At 34.4% G+C, this 21,203-nt stretch carries 16 protein-coding genes; all 16 read left to right on the top strand.

Features of this window, described 5'->3' with window-relative positions; genetic code table 11:
* Positions 1–64: 64 nt before the first annotated feature.
* The 16 genes from DFR79_RS04545 (at position 65) to DFR79_RS04620 (ending at position 20,987) form a co-directional block, all read left to right on the top strand.
* Positions 65–1,186, top strand: coding sequence for an amidase family protein (locus DFR79_RS04545; protein WP_133514322.1), 1,122 nt, complete (start codon positions 65–67; stop codon positions 1,184–1,186).
* Complete coding sequence (locus tag DFR79_RS04550) at positions 1,167–2,063, top strand: phosphotriesterase family protein (RefSeq protein WP_208107487.1); 897 nt, start codon at positions 1,167–1,169, stop codon at positions 2,061–2,063. Before DFR79_RS04545 ends, DFR79_RS04550 begins: the two co-directional genes overlap by 20 nt.
* A 33-nt stretch (positions 2,064–2,096) precedes the next feature.
* On the top strand, positions 2,097–3,200 hold the full coding sequence (locus tag DFR79_RS04555; RefSeq protein WP_133514323.1) for an aminotransferase class V-fold PLP-dependent enzyme: 1,104 nt from the start codon (positions 2,097–2,099) through the stop codon (positions 3,198–3,200).
* Positions 3,201–3,208: 8 nt separating this feature from the next.
* Complete coding sequence (locus DFR79_RS04560) at positions 3,209–4,405, top strand: alanine racemase (protein ID WP_133514324.1); 1,197 nt, start codon at positions 3,209–3,211, stop codon at positions 4,403–4,405.
* Positions 4,402–5,655 carry a phosphopentomutase gene (locus tag DFR79_RS04565; protein WP_133514325.1) on the top strand — a complete coding sequence of 418 codons (1,254 nt, stop codon included), beginning with the start codon at positions 4,402–4,404 and terminating at the stop codon, positions 5,653–5,655. Before DFR79_RS04560 ends, DFR79_RS04565 begins: the two co-directional genes overlap by 4 nt.
* A 342-nt stretch (positions 5,656–5,997) precedes the next feature.
* On the top strand, positions 5,998–7,131 hold the full coding sequence (locus tag DFR79_RS04570) for an ROK family transcriptional regulator (protein ID WP_133514326.1): 1,134 nt from the start codon (positions 5,998–6,000) through the stop codon (positions 7,129–7,131).
* Between the two features lie 59 nt (positions 7,132–7,190).
* Positions 7,191–8,420, top strand: coding sequence for an ABC transporter substrate-binding protein (locus DFR79_RS04575; protein ID WP_133514327.1), 1,230 nt, complete (start codon positions 7,191–7,193; stop codon positions 8,418–8,420).
* A 65-nt stretch (positions 8,421–8,485) separates the two neighbouring features.
* A complete protein-coding gene (locus DFR79_RS04580; RefSeq protein ID WP_243727705.1) occupies positions 8,486–9,361 on the top strand; it encodes a carbohydrate ABC transporter permease in 876 nt (291 codons plus the stop codon).
* Between the two features lie 17 nt (positions 9,362–9,378).
* Positions 9,379–10,218, top strand: coding sequence for a carbohydrate ABC transporter permease (locus DFR79_RS04585; protein WP_133514328.1), 840 nt, complete (start codon positions 9,379–9,381; stop codon positions 10,216–10,218).
* 39 nt (positions 10,219–10,257) lie between these two features.
* Positions 10,258–11,520 carry a Gfo/Idh/MocA family protein gene (locus DFR79_RS04590; protein WP_133514329.1) on the top strand — a complete coding sequence of 421 codons (1,263 nt, stop codon included), beginning with the start codon at positions 10,258–10,260 and terminating at the stop codon, positions 11,518–11,520.
* 468 nt (positions 11,521–11,988) lie between these two features.
* On the top strand, positions 11,989–13,023 hold the full coding sequence (locus DFR79_RS04595) for a LacI family DNA-binding transcriptional regulator (RefSeq protein WP_133514330.1): 1,035 nt from the start codon (positions 11,989–11,991) through the stop codon (positions 13,021–13,023).
* Between the two features lie 115 nt (positions 13,024–13,138).
* Positions 13,139–14,404, top strand: coding sequence for an extracellular solute-binding protein (locus DFR79_RS04600; RefSeq protein WP_133514331.1), 1,266 nt, complete (start codon positions 13,139–13,141; stop codon positions 14,402–14,404).
* Between the two features lie 52 nt (positions 14,405–14,456).
* Positions 14,457–15,335: a carbohydrate ABC transporter permease gene (locus tag DFR79_RS04605; protein WP_133514332.1), complete on the top strand. Its 879-nt coding sequence runs from the start codon at positions 14,457–14,459 to the stop codon at positions 15,333–15,335.
* A 17-nt stretch (positions 15,336–15,352) separates the two neighbouring features.
* On the top strand, positions 15,353–16,195 hold the full coding sequence (locus DFR79_RS04610; protein ID WP_133514333.1) for a carbohydrate ABC transporter permease: 843 nt from the start codon (positions 15,353–15,355) through the stop codon (positions 16,193–16,195).
* Positions 16,196–16,213: 18 nt separating this feature from the next.
* Positions 16,214–18,484: a glycoside hydrolase family 3 C-terminal domain-containing protein gene (locus DFR79_RS04615; protein WP_243727706.1), complete on the top strand. Its 2,271-nt coding sequence runs from the start codon at positions 16,214–16,216 to the stop codon at positions 18,482–18,484.
* Positions 18,474–20,987 (top strand): beta-mannosidase, encoded by a 2,514-nt coding sequence (locus DFR79_RS04620; RefSeq protein ID WP_133514348.1) that lies wholly within the window; start codon positions 18,474–18,476, stop codon positions 20,985–20,987. Before DFR79_RS04615 ends, DFR79_RS04620 begins: the two co-directional genes overlap by 11 nt.
* Positions 20,988–21,203: the final 216 nt, after the last annotated feature.

Genomic DNA, 21,203 nt, shown 5'->3' on the forward strand with positions numbered 1-21,203 from the left:
AAAAATGTTTATTACAGATTGGAACCAGGGGGCTTAAAGTCCCCTGGTTTAAAAAGGAGTTACTATGAGTAATAATTTTGAGTTAAAGAAAAAATTCAATAATGCTCTTGTCAGCAATTCTAAGTCGGTGGTTTATCATAATCAGCGTCTAAAAAGCAAACTGGCAGAATTAGTTGAATCTAAAAGAGAACATTATCTGCTGGGGGTTAAAAATACCTCTCAGATTGAAAAAGAATTGGTGGATAAATTAACTGAGGATCAGGACTTTCTTCTACATACAATTGATAAGATGGCCAGAGGTGGAAGAGCAGTTGATCCTGAGCTAATCAATCCTCTAACAATGAGAGTGATGACCGGTTCCAGCAGTGGCGGCTGTCTTAATATTCTCCAGGGGATTAATGACCTGGCTCTGGGAACAGATGGTGGTGGCTCAGTTCTGGCTCCTGCAGCAGCGGTTTCTCTGTCTTCCCTGATGGCCAAAGGAATGGGACTTCAGGGAACTAAGAAGAGAGTTTCAACTGACAATTTAGAATTCACCCCGGGAATTGGCTTCATTTCCCATGACTTTAAGCTCTGTCTTCTGGCTTTAAAAAAGATTTTGAGTCAGGAGCAGCTGGCATCGGGTAGAGAAGTTGAATTAGAAAAAAATTTGACTATTGCTCTGCCTGAGGTGGGAAGTGTTTTACTGCCGCATGGAGAAGATATGGCTGCTGTTACTTCAGAAATAGAAGCTGAGATGAGTTATTTTAACCTGAATCGGATTGAGCTTACAGGTAGTGAAGATCGTGAGCAGGCAATTCAGATTATAGAAAAAGCTTTTGCACAGGGAAACGAGATTATAATAACTGCTGAAGGCCCTGTTGATTATTATGGTTATGGTGATTCTGTTGCCGGCAGTTTTAAAATTGCTGAGGCCGCCCAAAAAAGGAGCGGTAAATATTTAATGCGGGCAGCTAATCTGGTCAATGCAACTGCTGTTACTATCCCCACTGACAGGCTGGGGGTGGCTTTAGTTTTACTGGCCAAACCTGGGATGGAAAGTGGATTTAAAGTAATTAAATTGGCTGAGCGTTTACAAAAATGCTATAAGCGGCCAGAACTTTTTGTAAGATATTTTCTCAAAAATTATGCTGAAAAAGAAAATGATTTTCTAGGAGCTGATAATTTTGATCAATACTTTGAATAAACAAATAAAGGCAGAGGCGATGGGAATTACAATGTATCATGAACATTTAACTATAGATCTTTCAGAGCAGAAAAATGATCCAGATGCCCGGCTTGAAGGTGAGGCTCTGCTGCAGGATCTTAAAGAAATAAAAAAAGCAGGAGTTAGAACAATTGTCGAACTGACGAATATCGGGATGGGAAGAGATGTAGAAAGACTCCGCTCGCTGGCTGACCAGCTGGGATTTAATATTGTTGCCAGCACAGGTTTTTACAAAGAACCCTATCTGCCAGATTTTTTCTATCAGAAGACTAAACAGGAACTGGTAGAATTGATGGTCAGCGAAATTAAAGATGGAATCGATGGAACAGATATCAAAGCCGGTGTGATTGGAGAAGTGGGTACCAGTCAAAAAATAACTGCAGCTGAGAAAAAATTACTGCAGGCTGCTGCTCTGGCTCAAAAGGAGACTGGAGTTCCGATTATTACCCATCTGACACTTGGCAGCTGTGGACTGGAACAGCTTGAAATTTTAGAAAATGCAGGTGCTGATTTAACCAATGTGGCTCTCAGCCATCTTGATCTGGCAGATGATATTGATTATGTGCTGGAGCTTGCTGCCAGAGGAGTATTTATCGGTATTGATACCATTGGTAAGTTAAAATATCAGAGTGATCAATTTAGAATTAAATTGATTAAGGCACTGCTTAAAGCAGGTTTTAAAGATCAGATTTTAATTTCTACAGATATTACCCGGATGTCCCACTTAAAAGCAAATGGTGGTCACAGTTATCAGTATCTTCTGGAAGAGTTTATTCCAAAATTAAAAGCAGCAGCTGTAAGCGAAGAAGAGATTGAAGGTATCCTGATTAATAATCCGGCAAAATTATTTTCATAAAAGATATCATTCTTATAAATGGAGGTTTTAAAGATGAAGACTTATCCTCTTAAGTCACTGAGTGTGGAGCAAGCTATAAAATTACAGCATAAACTTGTGGATGCAATTCAGCGCCAATTTAAGGGTGCAGAACTTTTACAGGCAGGAGATTATGGACTTGACCCCGAATTTAAAAAACCCTGCTACACAGCCAGAGTCGAAAATGTACTTGCAGATTTTTTTAATGCCGAAAGGGCTCTTTTAGTTAGAGGGGCAGGCACTGGTGCAATCAGATCTTTTTTTAATGCTAATCTTGAAGTCGGGTCTAAAGTTTTAATTCATCAGGCAGCAGTTTATCCGACAACTGAAGTAACGTTTAAGAGTATGGGTTTAGAAACTAAAAAATTTGATTTCAATCGCTTAAAAGAAATGAAAGATCAAAAAATGCTGCCGTCAGAAGATTTTGAGGCTATTTTAGTTCAGCACAGCAGGCAGAAAATAGATGACAGCTATGATTTTACTAAAGTAATAAAAATATTGAAGGCAAAATACCCGGAGACCCCGGTGATCACAGATGACAACTATGCAGCGATGAAAGTTGAGCAAATAGGGGTTGAGGCAGGTGCCGATTTGAGTACTTTTTCGCTCTTTAAACTTCAGGGACCACCCGGGATAGGACTGCTAGTGGGTAAGAAAAAATATCTAGATAAAGTTGAAGCAATTAATTATTCTGGCGGCAGTCAGGTACAGGGACCTGAGGCTCTGGATGCTCTCCGGTCAATGGTAAATACACCTGTCAGCCTGGCAATTCAGGCTCAGACTGTAGAAGAGGTTAATCAGCGTTTAAATCAGGGAGAAGTTGAAGAAGTTAAAAATTCCTTTATTGCCAATGCTCAGTCCAAAGTTGTCATTTTAGAATTTGAAAAAGCAATAGCCAGGGATTTTCTGGCAGCAGTCAATGAGCAGGGTGGAGTGCCCTATCCTGTTGGTTCAGAATCACGCTATGAGATTGGAGCGATGTTTTACAGGATTTCGGGAACTTTTAGGCAGGAAAATCCAGAAGCAGAAAAATATCTGGTGCGGATCAATCCGATGCGGGCCGGTGCTGATACAGTAATTAGAATTATTAAAGAAACTATATCCGCTTTAAAAAGGTAGGGATAATCATGTTTTTAAAAAAGATGCAGAAAAGAAATCCAGAATTAATTGATACAGCTTTTTATCTACATAGAAAAAATATTTTAGAACCCAATACATACATTTTAGACCTGGATCAGATTCAGGCCAATACTGCTATGATGGCAGAGGCAGCAGCAGAGAACAATCTGAGTCTCTACTTTATGAGCAAACAGTTAGGAAGAAATCCACTGGCAGCTCAGGCAGTAGTAGAGGCTGGAATAGAAAAAGCGGTTGCAGTAGATCCCTGGGAGGCCAGAACTCTGGCCCAGGCAGGGATTAAACTGGGTAATGTCGGTCATTTAGTTCAGGTTCCTACTTCAATGTTGGCTGAAATGATTAAATATGAGCCGGAAATCATGACTGTTTACAGCCTTCAGAAAGCAAAACAGATTTCAGAGCTGGCTCTGGAACAGAACCGAGTCCAGCCGATAATGCTCAGGATTTACAGTGAGGATTCATTTAATTATGAGGGTCAGATTGGAGGCTTTGATTTAAAAGATATAGATCAGGTAATTCCTAAATTGATGGAACTGAAAGGTGTTGAAATTAAAGGACTTACTGCTTTTCCCTGCCTTTTATTTAATTATCAGACTAAAAAAATTGAAACCACTCCTAATTTAGAGCTGGTGATTAAGACAGGAAAAATTTTAAATAAAAAATTTGGGCTGAAAATTGAACAGTTAAATACTCCAAGTGTCACCTGTCAGAAGACGATTCCAATGCTGGCTGATGCTGGAGCTACCCACGGAGAACCAGGACATGCGCTGACAGGAACTACTCCGTATCACGGTTATTATGATCAGGGAGAAAAACCGGCAATGATTTATATTTCAGAAATATCTCATTTAAAAGATGAAAAAGCATATACCTTTGGCGGCGGCTTTTACAGCCGCTCTCATTTGAAAAAAGCACTGGTGGCTGCTGATGACTATCAAAATAATAGTCGAGTTTATTCAGCTTCACAGCCAGATTCTGAGATGATTGATTATTACGCCTCGCTGGAAAATATTGATCGTAAATTAAAAATTGGAGATACAGTACTCTATGCTTTTAGAACTCAGATCTTTGTTACCAGAGCCAGAGTGGCTGTAATTAGCGGGATTCAAAATGGCAAATTCAAACTGCATGGAATTTATAATAGTCAGGGACAGCTTTTAGAAGAAAAAGGAGGGAGCAGGCTTTGAAGAGAGTAATTTTATTAATTTTAGATGGACTTGGAATTGGAGCAATGGATGATCTCAAAGAACAGCAGCGGCTGCAGGATCAGGCCGCAGATACACTGGGAAATGTACTAAAAAGTAATAAAGATTTAAAATTGAATAATCTCAATCAGCTGGGACTGGAGCCTGCCTATAATTTAAGCAGACTTGATCCAGCATTTCTTAAAAGCACTCTGGATTTGGATTCTGAACAGCAAAATCTGGCAGAAAATGAGGGACTTATAGCCGCTTATACTTATGCTGCTTTAAGTTATGATGGAGCAGATACATTTATGGGACATCAGGAAATTATGGGTTCCAGTCCAACTCATCCTAAAATACAGCCTTTTAAAGATGTGCATCAAAAGGTTAAGACTGCTCTGGAAAATGAAGGGTACGAAGTTAGTGTACCTGACCAGAAAAATCCCTATCTGCTTGTTGATCAGAGGGTTGTTGTTGCTGATAATATTGAGGCTGATTACGGGCAGATTTACAATGTCAGCGGTTCATTAGAAGAGATAGATTTTGAAGAAATACTTGCAATTGGAAAAATTGTAAGAGCAGGTGTTAAGGTCAGTCGGGTAATTGCCCTGGGCGGTAAGAATACCAGCACCGGGAGGATTGTTGACAGTATTGAAAATGCAAATTCTGAGATTACAGGTGTTAATTCTACGGCTTCCGGTGTTTATGGAGAGGGCTATCAGGTAATCCATCTTGGTTATGGAATTGACCATAAAAAACAGGTTACTTCAATTCTGGCCGAGCAGGGGATAGATGTCTGTTTGATTGGTAAAGTGCAGGATGTAATCTACTGTCCAGAAGCCAGAAAATCACTGCCAGCTGTTGCAACAGAAGAAGTGTTGGAACTGATGCAGCAGGAAATGAAGGAGGCTGATTCAGGTCTGATTGCCGTTAATGTCCAGGAAACTGATCTGGCAGGTCATCAGCAGGATCCGGCAGAATTTGCCAGAGTCTTAAAAATGGTGGATCAGCGGATACCGGAGATTATAGATAGCTTACGAGAAGATGATCTTTTTATTATTACAGCTGATCACGGTGATGATCCAACTGTAGGCCACAGTCATCATACCAGAGAAAACGTACCTTTATTAGTTTACAAAAAAGATTTACCAGCAAAAGTACTTCCTCCCCGGGAAAGTCTGGCTGATATAGCAGCAACAATTGCAGATTATTTTGAAGTCAGGGCTCCGGAAAGTGGGGAGAGTTTTTTGTAAAACGGGTAATTTCAGTTTGTTAAACTAATTTATACTTTATTAGTACCTGGTTTTAGTTTAAAGGTTGGAAAAATAATTAATTTATTCAATTAAGCCTTCTATCATTTAGTTTTATGGTAGGGGGTTTTATTTTTAGGAATCAGTAAAATAAAAATTAAAATAATTTAAACCTTGACAATTATCTGAAAACAATATATAATTTATTTAAACTTAATTTGTGCAACAAAAAAAGTTATAAAATTAATAGATAATATTTTTTTAGTAACTTAATTTGCACAACAAAAAAAGTTTTTTGGGCACTTATTTTGGTATACAAAAAAAGTTAAGGTAGGAGCTGATATTTTGAAACGTGGAAATATTAAATTAATGAAAAAGATGAATACTTCTTTAATTATTAGAGAATTTAATAGTAATGGACCTTTATCCAGAGCTGATCTAACTGGAAATACCGGACTCAGTCCAACAACAATCACCACCTTAATTGATGAAATGATAAAGGATAATCTGATTATGCGGGTTGGTGAGGGAGAATCCAGTGGAGGCAGAAAACCGATTTTGCTTGATTTAAATCCAAAGCATGGATATATACTGAGTGGCTGGATTTCCGGAGAGTCGATTTCTATAGCTTTACTCGATATTAAATATAATATTACAGATATTATTGAAAAAGAAATAATTTTTCCCACCGATGAAAATCTGATTCCAGAAATCAAAAGCATTATTGAAGAAATCATATCTTCAAACAATATCTCAAATGAAAAAGTCTTGGGTTTGATGCTAGGAATTTCTGGAATTATAAATCAACAGAATGGAACTATTAAATATTCTGCCTTATTAGATCTGGAGAATTATTCAATTAGAGAACCTTTATCAAAATATTTTTCTTTTCCTATTAATATTGAAAATGATACAAATCTTGCAGCTTTATCAGAAAAGGAATTCGGACATAAACATTTAAGCAATTATATTTATTTAATGATCGCTCCCGAAATTGGTTCAGGAATTATTTTCAATAATGAAATTTATCGGGGGCGCTTTGGACGAGCTGGAGAATTCGGTCATTTATTGATGGAAAAAGATGGACCCCGTTGTACGTGTGGTAGAAAAGGCTGTCTGGCACCGGTGCTTTCTCAATATATTCCGATAAATAAAGCTCAAAAATTTAGAAACGCTTTTAAAGATTTAGAACCTGACTCAAAAAAATATGAAAAATTCTGTGATTATCTTGCTGTAGCTTTAACAAATTATATTCATTTAATTGATAATGAGGCCATAATTTTTGGAGGGGAATTAGTCAAAGTCGCCTCAGAAAAATTTTATTCAGATATAGAAGCAAAGATAAAGAAATATTCAATGAAAAATATGTATGATAATGTTCGGGTATTACCGGCTTCTCTTTCTGATAATGAAGTAATAATGGGAGGAGCAAGTTACTGTTTTCATAACTCAAAATATTTTACAAATAAGGAGGGGTAAAAATTCAGCTTGTCGGGCAGTAAACTTTTAGTTAATTATCAAATACTAGGGAGGAATAAATGATGAAAAAATATTTTACTATTGGGCTGATGTTAATTTTAATTTCATTAATTACTTTCAATGTACTGGCAGAAGATAAGATTGTTATTAAACATATGGAGCCTGGTGATGATGCAAAATTAGGTTATGTACATGAATTTGCTGATGCCTATATGGCTAAAAATCCAAATGTTGAGATTGAAATAATTGAAGTAGGCTGGGGGAATATCTACCAGAAAATGATGAGTATGGCTCAGGCTGGTACTATGCCTGATGTAGTATATGTCGGATCAAGATGGATTCCAGTTCTTGCAGAAATGGATGCTATTCAACCCTTAGATAACTTTATGACAGAAGATAAAGTAAATGACTATTCTGATTCACTCTTAAATACTGCTAACTACAAAGAAAACCAGTATGGTCTACCAAGAGCTTATTCGACAAAAACACTGTTTTACAGAACAGATTTAATAGATAGTCCCCCTGAAACCTGGGAGGAACTGGTAGAAGTAGCCAAAGAAGTTCAGGCTAACAATGAGGGTATGTATGGAATGGGTATTTCAGGAGCAAAGCATGTTTCTACAACTTCTCAGTTTTTTAATTATTTATTCCAGGCTGGCGGAAAAGTATTTAACGAAGCTGGAGAGCCTGTACTTAATAGTGAAGAGGGAGTTAAAGCTTTACAATTCTATGTAGATTTATATAGAGAACATAAAGTAACACCAAATCCTGTAGAATATAACAGAGAAGAATTACCTACACTATTTTCAACTGGTAAAATTGCAATGTTTGTCTGCGGTCCCTGGGGTAAGTCAATTATAGGCCGTCAACCAGAAAATGAAGAAACTCCATATCAGACTGCACTTCTTCCAAAAGGAGAACACAGAAAGAGTATCCTGGTTTCTGATTCTTATGTGATGGCTAAAGATGCTGGCCAAGAAGCCTGGGATTATCTCAACTATATAACAAATTATAATAATCAGACTTACTATGATTACGAGTATGGTTCTGTTCCCGTAATGAAAGAAGCTGCAGATTCTCGCAGGTTCCAGCAGGATGAATTTTTCAAGACATTCTTAGATACAATTGAAACAGGTGAGCCCCAGCCGCTGCCGATAGTCTGGGAAACATTTGAAGATATATTAACCGATTCTATACAGGCTGCATTAATGGGAGATATGACTCCTCAAGCAGCATTAGATCAAGCTGTAGAAAGAATTAAATCAGAAAACATAGCACCTGTAAAATAAGAAAACTAAAAACCCCCGAAGAAGTTAATTCGGGGGTATCTATTTTAAATTTTGGAGGCAAAAAAATGAGAAAGAGATATCTACCATATTTATTTATAATGCCGGCTGTTATTTTTATGTTATTGATAGTTGCTTATCCAATACTGCTCACCTTTAGAAGTTCACTTTTTCATGAAGTATTAATTCGACCCTGGGAAGGGGTAGAATTTGTTGGGATGGACAATTTTGTTACTTTAATAAAAAATCAAGAATTCTGGTCATCACTGCAGAGAACTGCAATCTGGACTGTTAGTTCGGTTTTAGGTAAGACTCTAATTGGACTCAGTATAGCTATTTTGCTTAATCAAAAATTTAAATTTAGAGGCATATACAGAACTCTGATCTTAATCCCCTGGGTAACACCTCAGGTTGTAAGTGCCATTATCTGGCGCTGGGTTTATAATGGAGAATATGGAATGCTAAATTATGTATTGATGAGACTGGGTTTAATTAATACCGGAATCTCCTGGCTGGGTCATAAAACGACAGCCTTTATAGCTGCAGTAATTAATGATATGTGGATTGGAATTCCTTTTATGATAGTTGTATTTCTGTCAGGTCTGCAGGGTATTCCAAATGAATTATATGAGGCAGCAAAAGTTGATGGCGCAAACAGAATCCAGACTTTATTTAAAATAACATTACCACAGCTGAAACCTGTATTTTTAACAGCAACAATTCTTTCAATTATCTGGACTTTTAATTCTTTCAATATTATCTGGGTACTTACTAAGGGTGGACCTGTAAATGCTACTGAAACCCTTGTAATTAAAACATATAAAGAAGCATTTGGTAAATTTGATATTGGAATGGGTTCTACCTATGCAGTAACAACATTTATTTTATTAATGATTTTTAGTTTGTTTTATTGGAGAATGTTTAGTGAAAAAGATGAAATTTAAGGAACTGAGGGATAAGAATGAAAAACAAGAGTAAACTAATTAATTTATCATTAACCCATATAATTATGATTATATTTTTAATGATGTTATTATTTCCTACATTTGTAATGCTATCTACATCTTTTAAAACATTTGAGGGAGTATTAGGCTGGCCCCCACAGTGGATTCCTGATGATTTTCAATTTGTCAATTACATAAATGTTTGGATTGGTGATTATCAATTTTATAAACCATTTTTAAATAGTATGATCATAGCAGGATCTGTGGGATTACTTTCTTTGCTTCTTGGAACTCCAGCTGCTTATGCATTATCAAGATATAAGTTTGCTGGTAGAAAGTTATTTCTTTTTTCTGTTTTAGCAACCCAGATGTTTTCGCCAGTGGTATTGTTAGTTCCTTTATATAAAATTGTCAGGAGTATGGGTTTAATAAATACATTTACATCAGTTATTATTGGACGGAGTGCCTTTGCACTGCCTATGGTTATCTGGTTATTGACCGGTTATTTAAGTAATATTCCAAAGGATTTAGAAGAAGCTGCAATGGTTGATGGTTGTTCACTATTTAAATCATTATATAAAATTATATTACCTTTGGCAGGACCGGGTATTGCCACAGCTGGAATTTATGCTTTTATAATGGGCTGGAATGATTTAATGTTTTCACTGACTTTTATAAATGAAGCAGAGATGGCTCCTATAACTCTTGCAATGAGTGATTTTGTCGGGAAAAATGTAGTTTACTGGCATGAAATGATGGCAGCTGCAGTTATTTCAATTTTGCCTGTAGCAATTATGTTCTCTTATATTCAAAAGTATTTAGTTAAGGGTCTAACTTCTGGAGCGGTTAAAGGTTAAATTATATGAAAATGAAAAAAATTAGAGAGGTGTATAATTATGAATAAAATTTCCACAGTTGCAGTTCTTGGAGCGGGTAATAGAGGTCGAGAAGCTTATGGTAGTTACATATTAGAACATCCTGGAGATATTAAAGCAGTTGCAGTTGCTGAGCCAGATGCAGATAAGCGAGCTCTTTTCTCTAAAGAACATAATATTGATAAAAAGCTGCAGTTTGAAAGCTGGGAGAAGCTGTTGAACAAAGATAGGCTGGCAGATGGAATAATAATTGCGACTTTAGATAATATGCATTTAGAACCTGTTTTGCAGGCGATGGAAAAAGGGTATAAAATTCTTCTGGAAAAACCAATTGCACCAAATCTTGAAGACCTAATTGAAATCTATAAAAAGTATAAAGAAACTGAAAGCGAGATTCTGGTTGCACATGTTTTAAGATACACTAATTTTTTTAGTAAATTAAAAGAGTTACTTAACGAAAAAGTAATTGGAAAAGTTAGATATATTGATCTGAATGAAAATATTGGTTATTATCATTTTGCCCACAGTTATGTTCGGGGAAACTGGCGAAATACTGATTCAGCTGCGCCTATTATATTAGCGAAAAGCTGTCATGATTTAGATATTTTACACTGGCTTCTGGGAACTAAAACTAAAAAACTTAGTTCATCCGCTTCTTTAGAGATTTTCAAGGAAGAATCAAAGCCAGAAAATGCTGCTGATAGGTGTGTATACTGTAATATCGAGGCAGACTGTCCTTATTCAGCTAAAAAGATATATTTAGGAGAAGATACCGACTGGCCAACTTCAGTAATCACTACTGATTTATCTTATGAAGGCAGATTTAAAGCTTTAAAAGAAGGTCCTTATGGAAGATGTGTCTGGAAATCAGATAATAATGTTCCGGATGTGCAGCGAGTAAATATGACTCAAAGTGACAATACAGAAGTTAATTTTACTCTAAATGCTTTTTCAAAAGATATAACTAGAGATATTAAAATCCATGGTTCTTTGGGGGAAATCGAAGGGGATTTTGAAAAAGGAATAATTGAACTTTCTATCTTTGGCAAAAGTAATTCAGTAATTGAAATCGAAGCTGCTTCTGGTCACCACGGTGGAGGAGATAGTGGTTTGATGAGTCAATTTGTATCTTTACTAAAAGGAAAAGAAATTGATTCCTGGAGCAGTTCTCTAGAAGAATCACTGGAGAGTCACTTGATGGCTTTTGCTGCTGAAGAAGCAAGGGCAAAGAATTCCGTGATTAATTTAACTAAGTGGCGCCAGGAACAGTTTAATTCAATTTAAGTTTATATTTTATACTTAAGCTTTCTCTTATACTCACTGGGGGTCATCTGAGTATATTTTTTAAAGATATAAGTTTGTCAGGTGTCTGGGAAAATTTTGTTGCTAATTTAACCGAAAATCTAATATTGGATAAAAACTGCAGCAGAAATTTTTGGCTGTAGTTTTTTTAGTTTAAATTATATTATCGATAAATGAATATAATAAAGCTTAACCAATGAGCTAATTTTCATATTTTTGCATAAATAATATAAATTTTGCGCAAATTTAATATATAATTTGCTTGATTTGCGCAAAAGTTTGTGTTAGAATTTTAATATAGTGAGTTAAAACCAAGTTGTTCAAATAATTTTTGAAGATATATTTCCTGCAATAATAGGGATAATTATCATTAAATATTATTTGAATATTAATAAAATAATTTAAGCAAAAATATTTATTTGCATAAATCTTTGATTGGAGGACTGGATTATGCCAACTACATTAAGTGATATTGCAAAAAAAACTGGTTTTTCTGTTTCAACGGTTTCAAGAGTTATTAATGAAAAAGGGAATATTTCTGCTCAAACCCGGTCTGTTGTTTTAGATACTGCTTCCAAAATGGGTTATGAGTTTAAAAAATATAATAAAGATTTAAACCAGAAGTCTCAGTATATTGCTACAATTTTTAATAATCGTCTGGATAAACAGGGGGGTATTTTAGGTAATCCTTTTTATGCTCAAATAGCCCTGGGATTAGAAAACTTCACAAAAAGTCATAATTATGAGCTTTTAATTAAATCAATAACTGGAGAAAGTAAAAAAGATAAAAAAATAATTAATGAAATGATTTCCAGTCAGGAAATTGCTGGCATGATATTTATTGGTTATTTGATTGACGAAAAACTAATTATGGAAATTAAAGAATCTGGAATGCCAGTTGTTGTTATTGATAATCATTTCTGGCAGGAAAATATTGACTGCATTTTGAATGATAATATTGCTGGAGCAAAAAAGATGATGAACCATTTGCTCGAGCTGGGACATAAAGATATAGCCTTTATTTCAGGTCCCTTAGATAATACTTCTTTTGAGGAAAGATATACAGGTTATATTAATAGCTTAAGAAATCATTCTCTTGAAGTAAAAGATTCTTTTATAAAGATAGGGGACTCAACTTATGGAACCGAAAGTGCTTATAAGGTTGTATCAAAAATGTTGAAAGAAGAACAGGATCTTCCGACAGCATTTTTTGCTGCAAATGATTCAAGAGCAGTTGGGGTAATTAAAGCTATTCAGGATGCTGGTTTTTCCGTTCCTGATGATTTTTCTGTTTGCGGATTTGATGATATCGAAACCGGAAGACATATTACACCATCTCTAACAACTGTTAAAATATTTAAACAGGAAATGGGTCTTACTGCAATGGAAAGATTATCTAAACTCATTAAAAATCCTGATAAAAAAACTCGAAAGATAGTTATACCTGTTGAACTCATAATAAGAGAATCAACAGGAACTATATAAAAAATATAATATTATAAGTTTATAAGCTACTAAATTTTACTGGAGGTGATATATCAGGTTTTAAATATCAGTTGATTTTATTTTTTTAGTGTTTAAAAACCAGGGAGGTATTAATGTGATTAATAAAAAAAATAGTCTGATTATTTTTATAGTTTTAATTGTTGGAATTTTGTTTACAAGTTCAGTAATGGCTCAGGAAACTGTTGAATTAGAAATGTGGCATGCATGGACTGGACAGGATGCTTTTGCAAGTGAAGTTCTTTTACCTAAGATTGAAGAGTTTCAGAAGCAGAATCCTAATATAAAACTTAAGATCCAGGTTATTCCAAATGACAGTTATAGAACTAAGCTCAGAACTCAAGCTGCCGGTGGACAAATTCCGGATATAATGCAGACATATCCAGGTTCTGAAGTGCAGCCATTAGTTGAAGCAGGATTGTTAATGGATTTAGAAGGAATAATAGATTACTGGACTGATGATTTAATTCCAAGAGATAGTCTTTCTGCATATACTTTCAATGATAAAGTTTATGCAATTCCAGCGAAAGTAAATTATACTCACTTTGCTTTCTATAATAAAGATATGCTCAAAGAAGTAGGCTATACAGTATGGCCTGAAACCTATAAAGAATTTAAAGTAATGGCTGATAAACTAAAAGCAAAAAATATTGTTCCAATTTCTTTAGGTAATAAAGCTAAATGGGTACTGCAGTCAATTTATATTTCAACTATCGGCGATAGATTGACAGGAATCGATTATTTAGAAGATGTTTTAGCTGGAGAACGCAAATTTACTGATCCGGCTTTTATTAAAGCACTTGATGTCATCAAAGAACTTGCTGATGAAGGATACTTTAATAAAGATGCCAATAGTTTAAATGATATGGAGATGAGACAGGCATTTTATCAGAAAAGAGCAGCTATTTTCTTTGGTGGAGCCTGGGATATTGGTGGAGTTATAGAAACTGCTAAAGAAGAAAATATGAATGTTGGTATTGCAACTTTCCCTCAAATTGAAGGAGAAGTAGCTCCAAAAGCATTATCAGGGGTTACAGGAAGTGCTTTTTCAATTAGATCTGGTCTTTCTGAAGCACAAAAAGAAGCTGCAATTAAGTTTCTGAAGTTTTTCTACTCTGAAGAAACATATGTAGATCTTTTAAGAACAGGATCATTTGTGCCAGCAAAAGTTGATCTGCCTGCTGATATTTCCCCTCAGTTCCAGGAGGTTATTAATTTAGTAAATGAACACCAAATTGGACCTGTTTATGATGCTGTATTACCAATTAATTTAATTCAAACAATTAATAATGGTCTCCAGTCATTAACAACAGGAGAGATGACTTCCGAAGAATTGGCTCAACAGATGCAAGATAACTTATAAAATAAATAATTTAGGGGAGGTTATCCTCCCCTTTTATTAGGAGGATTAGAAAGTGGAACATATTTATAAACATAAGAAAAAAATAATTTATCTTGGTATTTTACCAGCTTTTTTACTTTATCTTGGTTTTGTAATTATTCCAATCTTTATTTCTGCTCGTTACTCATTAGTTGAATGGAATGGGTTTTCTCCACCTTCATTTGTGGGTTTAGAAAATTATGCTGAAATGTTTGGAAATAATATTTTCTGGCGTTCTCTAAAAAACAATATGGTAGTTGTTCTAGCTTCAGTATTGGGACAGGTACCAATAGGATTTTTATTAGCTTTACTTGTGAATCAGAAAATAAAAGGAAGACATTTTTTTAGAACAATTATCTTTATGCCAGTAGTAATTTCAGCCGTAATTATTTCTTTAGTATGGAGTATGGTATATAATTATAATTTTGGACTTTTAAATAATATTTTAAGTTTTGTTGGACTTGAATCATGGGTTCAAAACTGGCTGAGCAATCCAGATATAGCAATGTTTTCTGTTGCTGCTGTTATAATCTGGCAGTTTGTGGGTCTTTATTTTATTATATTTCTGGCGGCTTTACAGACAGTACCGGATGAGATTTTAGAGGCTGCAAAAATCGATGGAGCTCAGGGTTGGAAACGGACATTATATATAACTATTCCTTTAGTTAAAGATTCGATTTTAGCTGCAATTGTCTTATGTATTAGTGGCAGCCTTAAAACTTTTGCCTTAATTTATGTAATGACAAATGGTGGTCCTTCTCATGCTACAGAAGTTATGGCAATCCATATGTATGATAATACTTTTAATGGTATGAAATTTGGTTATGGAAGTGCAGTTTCAATATTTATTGTGGTATTTGGAATTGTTTTAGTTACTATAGTTAGAAAACTTTTTGCAAAATTTGAAAACTAAGTTAAAAGGAGGTAGTCATGAATAATAAAATTAAAAAGATAGATAAATTTAAAAAAATTGCTACATATGCTATTTTAATATTTTTTGCTTTAATAAATATATATCCGATTTTTTGGATGGTTATGAACTCATTCAAAACCGAAAATCAAATTTCTATCAATTCATTTTCACTGCCTGAATCATTTATGCTGAGTAATTACACTAAAGCCTGGAATGCAGTTTCTCTGGGGAGAAGTTTTATGAATAGTTTTATCGTAGCTGGTATTTCAGTTTTGATTACGGTAGCTATTGGTTCTTTGGCTGCTTATTTTATTTCTCGCTTTGAATTTCCTGGAAAAAAATTAATTTATAGTTTTTTCATTTTCGGACTCTTAGTACCAATTCATGGTACTTTAGTACCTATATTTATTTTGATGAGAAATATTGGGCTTGTAAATACTCGAGTTTCATTAATTTTACCGTATGTTGCTTTTAATCTGCCGTTAACTATTTTTATTTTGAGCAGTTTTATGAAAAGTTTACCGAAAGCAGTAGAAGAAGCTGCAATTGTTGATGGAGCAGGTTATCTTAGAATTTTTTGGTCAATTATATTACCAATGAGTCGACCGGCTCTGGCGACTGTAGGAATTTTAAATTTTGTTTATAACTGGAATGAATTTTCTTTTGCTTTAGTTTTAATTAATGACAATAAATTAATGACTTTACCTTTAAGCCTTTCCCTATTTTCCGGTCAATTTAGTACTGATTATGGAATGCAGATGGCTGGATTATCTATGGCCTTAGTTCCGATTATTGCAATTTATTTATTGATGGAAGATCAGCTGGTAAAAGGTATGAGTGCAGGAGCGGTAAAAGGTTAAGTACAGGGAGGAAGGACTTTGGAAAATAATATAAATATAGATAAAAAAACAGATGAGCTTATAGCAGAATTAACATTAGAAGAAAAAATTAAACTATGTAGTGGTGCAAGTATGTGGACTACTGAAGAAATAAAAAGGCTGAACATACCAGCTATTGTTATGTCAGATGGTCCTCACGGTCTGCGCTATGTGGTCGAGATAAATGAATTTGGAGCTACTTCCAATAAAAAAACTACCTGTTTCCCAACTGCCTCTGCTCTTGCTTCTAGTTGGAATAAAGATCTTTTATATAGGGTAGGAAAAACTCTGGCAGAGGAGGCAAAGAGTTTAGGTGTCAACATTATTCTGGGGCCAGGTGTAAACATTAAAAGATCTCCTTTAGGGGGCAGAAATTTCGAATATTTTTCTGAAGATCCAATTTTAACAGCAGATCTGGCCTCCAGTTTTGTTAAGGGGGTCCAGGATCAAGGGGTTGGTACTTCATTAAAACACTATGTTTGTAATAATCAAGAATATAAAAGATTTTCGGTTAATGTAAAAGTGGCAGAAAGAGTATTAAGAGAGATATATTTACTTGCTTTTGAACGGGTAATTAAAGAAACAGCTCCCTGGACTGTTATGGCTGCCTATAATAGGGTGAATGGATCTCCTGCCACTCAGAGTGATTATCTTTTAAATCAAATTTTACGAGATGAATGGGGATACCAGGGACTAGTCATTTCTGACTGGGGGGCCATCCATGATCGGGTAGCGGCATTAAAATCTGGTCTTGATTTAGAGATGCCCGGTCCTTCCAGAGTAAATAAAGATAAAATTCAGAGGCAGCTAGATAAAAACGAATTGAAAGAGGAAATTTTAAATAAATCTGTAAAACAAATTTTAAAAACAGTATTTAAATCTTCAAAAGAAAAAATTACTGTCGATTATGATGAACATGATAAAATAGCCCAAAGTGCAGCCGAAGAATCTGTGGTATTGTTGAAAAATGAAAATGATTTACTGCCAGTTGATTTTAATAATTTAAATTCAATTACTGTAATTGGAGAAATGGCTGTTAATCCACGTTATCAGGGTAATGGAAGTTCAAAAGTAACTCCGTATATTTTATCTGATGGATTATCAGAAATTGAAAAATCAATTCCGCCAGCTGTAGAATTATATTATGCTTCCGGTTATAATAACGATCAAAATTTGGAAAGTCAAATTGATGAAGCTTTAAATAAAGCTGCTAAATCGGATTATGTTATTATATTTGCTGGAATTCCTGAAAAATTTGAATCAGAAGGTTTTGATCGTAAAAATATTGATTTACCAGAAAGCCAGAATAAGTTAATAAAAGCTGTTTCAGAAGTAAATAAAAATATTATAGTGGTTCTAAATAATGGTTCAGCTGTAAACATTTCTGCCTGGATTGACAAAGTTCCTGCTGTTTTAGAAGGATGGCTGCCCGGACAGGCAGGAGCAAAAGCAATAGTTAATGTAATTAAGGGGAAAGTTAACCCTTCCGGGAAGCTTGCTGAGACTTTTCCACTTTCTTTAGCGCATAATCCTTCTTATCTTAATTTCCCTGGAGTAAATGAGGAAGTTAATTATGCAGAAGGTTTATACATAGGGTATAGATATTACGAAAAGAAAAAAATTGAGCCTCAATTCCCTTTTGGACACGGTCTTTCTTACACTAAGTTTGAATATACAAATTTAAGTTTAGATAAAGAGGTCTGGGTAGAGGATGAAATAGAAGTTAAATTCGAGTTGAAAAATGTTGGGGAGTTAGCTGGAAAAGAAATTGTACAGCTTTATGTTTCACAAAATACTCCTTATTATGATCGTCCGAGAAAAGAGCTTAAAAAATTTAAGAAGGTAAGTTTAAAGTCTGGGGAAAGCAAAGAACTTAGGTTTAATCTTTCCTATCGAGATTTTGCTTATTTCAATCCAGAATTGAAGGACTGGGTTGTAGAAGAAGATGAATACAAAATTATTATAGCAAGTTCTTCGAAGGATATTAGGTTAAATGCGTCGATTAAAATAAACTCAAAAGATATAGCGCATATTTTAAATACTGATGATCCAGTGCTGGACTGGCTTGCTGACCCGTTAGGTAAGAGAGTATTAACTGAAGTTTTATCAACTGAACAAATTGATTATCTGGAAAACGAAGAAAACATATATATAACAGAAAGGCCATTGTATAGGCTAGATTTTTTAAGTGATGAAATGGTTAATGAACAGGAAATTGAAAAAATAATATTAAATTATAGTATGCTTAGAGGTGATTATTATTCTAATTAATAAAAAATGGAAACTGAACAATTTTAATCCGGGAAAGAAGAATGACTTAGAAATTGCTTCTCCGAAAACACTTGATAGATTCTGGATGTCAGCAGATGTGCCGGGAGATGTACATAGTACACTGATAAAACATAAAGTTATCGATGATCCTTTTTACGGACATAATGATCAAAAGTGCCAGTGGATAGAGGATCAGGACTGGTGGTATAGAACCACTTTTGAATACAAAGACGAACTGGCAGTGGATGAGAGGTTGGATTTAATATTTGAAGGTTTAGATACTTTTGCTGATGTTTATTTAAATGGTCTCAAGATTGGGAGTACTAATAATATGTTTATCCCTCATACTTTCGATGTGACTAAAGAAATTGTTGATGGTAAAAACACTCTGGCAGTCAAATTTGAGCCAGTTAGTGAACATACAATTCATAATCTTGAAATGTGGGGTAATTATGGTAAAGAACGCCCCTGGGCCCGGAAAGCTCAGATGAATTTCGGTTGGGACTGGGGACCACGTTTAGTGACAGCTGGAATCTGGAAAGAAGTTAAACTTATAAAAGCTAATAAAGCAATTATTAATAATGTATATGCGAAAACTTTATCGATTACAGATAATACTGCAGAAATAAAGGTTGAGGTTGAGATTGACAATTTTTCTAACAGGGAAGATCTAAGTTTAAAAGTCAGCTTTATTGGTGATGAAAAAGTTATTGAATTAGAAGAGATACTGATAAAAGATAAAGATAGTTTTAAATTAGAGGTAGAAAATCCTAAATTGTGGTGGACTAATGATTTGGGAGAACCGTTTTTATATGAACTCAAAGTAGAATTGCTTGCTGGAAATGAAAAAATAGACTCCTATCAAAAGGAATTTGGAATTAGAATAGTAGAGGTAGAACAGAAAAATGAAAATGGAGAAGATGTTTTTACCTTTGTGCTAAATGGAGTTAAATTATTTGCTAAAGGTGCTAATTGGATTCCTGTCCATAATTTATTTGCCTCTGTAGAAGATTCTCGTTATAAGTCATTGGTTAAACTTGCCTGGGAAGCAAATATGAATATGTTGAGAGTCTGGGGTGGGGGAATTTACGAGAAAGATGTTTTTTATGAAGAGTGCAATAAAAATGGTATTTTAGTCTGGCAGGATTTTATGTTCGCCTGTGCTGTTTATCCAGATTATAATAAAAACTTTATGGAAAATGTTAAAAGTGAGATTGAAGCAGTTGTTAAAAGATTAAGAAATGAAACCTGTCTTGCAATCTGGTGTGGAAATAATGAAAATCACTGGATCCATGAAAAAAAATATACTATGGGAGAAGTAGATTATAGATTTTATGGAGAAAAAATTTATGATAAGTTGATGCCAGAAATATTATCTGAATTGGATCCCGACCGTCTTTACTGGCCTAGTTCTCCTTATGGAGGTAATGATCACAATGATCCTAATGTAGGTGATCAGCATAACTGGCAGGTCTGGCATGGATTAATAGAACCCCGCAAATTTGGAGAAGAGGTCAAAGAAGATTTTAGTGTTGAAGGTGTGTCATTTAAGAATTTCAAAAAAGATACAGCAAACTTTGTTAGCGAATTTGGGATGCATGCTTCTGCAAATAAATATACTTTAAGTAATAATATACCTGAAGGGAAATATTACTGGGGTAGTGATGAAATGGACTATCGAAATAAAGATGTTCATCATGAAAAAGGTATTTTATTAATGGAGGGTTACACTGGAAGGCCTGAGAATATTGATCAATATTTAAATTATTCGATGCTCACTCAGGCAGTGGGACTTCAATATGGTATTGAACATTACAGAAGGAGAAGACCAAAAACTAGTGGAACTCTCTTCTGGCAGTTAAATGATTCCTGGCCCGGGACAAGTTGGTCAGTAATTGATTATTATTTACTACCAAAAGCAGCTTATTACTATGCTAAAAAATTCTATCATCCATTTCTTTTATCAATAAATCATGATCAAGGATCAAATATAGAATTCTGGTTAACAAATGACTTTAGAGAAATGATAGAAGATAAAATTAGTTTTGAAATTCTAGATTTTGAAGGTAGTCCGATCTATGAAGAAGAGTTTGTGATTAAAATTGATGGAGCAGATTCAAAATTAATAAAAAGTTATCAGGAAAAAGAAGTATTAAATAGCAAATCAGCTTCAGAAGCTGTGATCCGGCTTCGTTCTGCTGACAATCTGACTCCAGACAAACTATATTATCTAAGAGATAATAAGAATTTGAAATTTCCAGAATGCAACTTAGAAATTGAAGTTGATGAGTTAAATAATTCTTTGAAAATTAGTTCAGATAAACATGCTCGTTTAGTAAAGTTAGAAATTCCACAGGCAGAAACAGTTTTTTCTGATAATTATTTTGATCTGGTAGCAGGTGAAGAAAAGGAAATTAAAGTAAGGCATTTAAGGAAAGAAAAAATTAAAATTGATGATTTAACTGTAAGCTCAATGAATAGTAAAAATCTTAGTTATAAATAAAAAATATTGAACAAAAAACAAACAACTATTCAAATTTAATAATAAAATAGATAGAATTAAATCTCAAATATCAAAGACTGTCTTGAATTGACTCTTAAAAGTAGAAAATATAGATAACAATAATTCCTAGTACCTTTTATCAGGTGCTGGGAATTTTTATTGTAACAATGTACATAACTTGGTTAGAGTTAAGATTTTCATTTTGCAAAAATAGGG

It is taken from the genome of Halanaerobium saccharolyticum (assembly GCF_004362045.1).
Lineage (GTDB): Bacteria > Bacillota > Halanaerobiia > Halanaerobiales > Halanaerobiaceae > Halanaerobium > Halanaerobium saccharolyticum_C.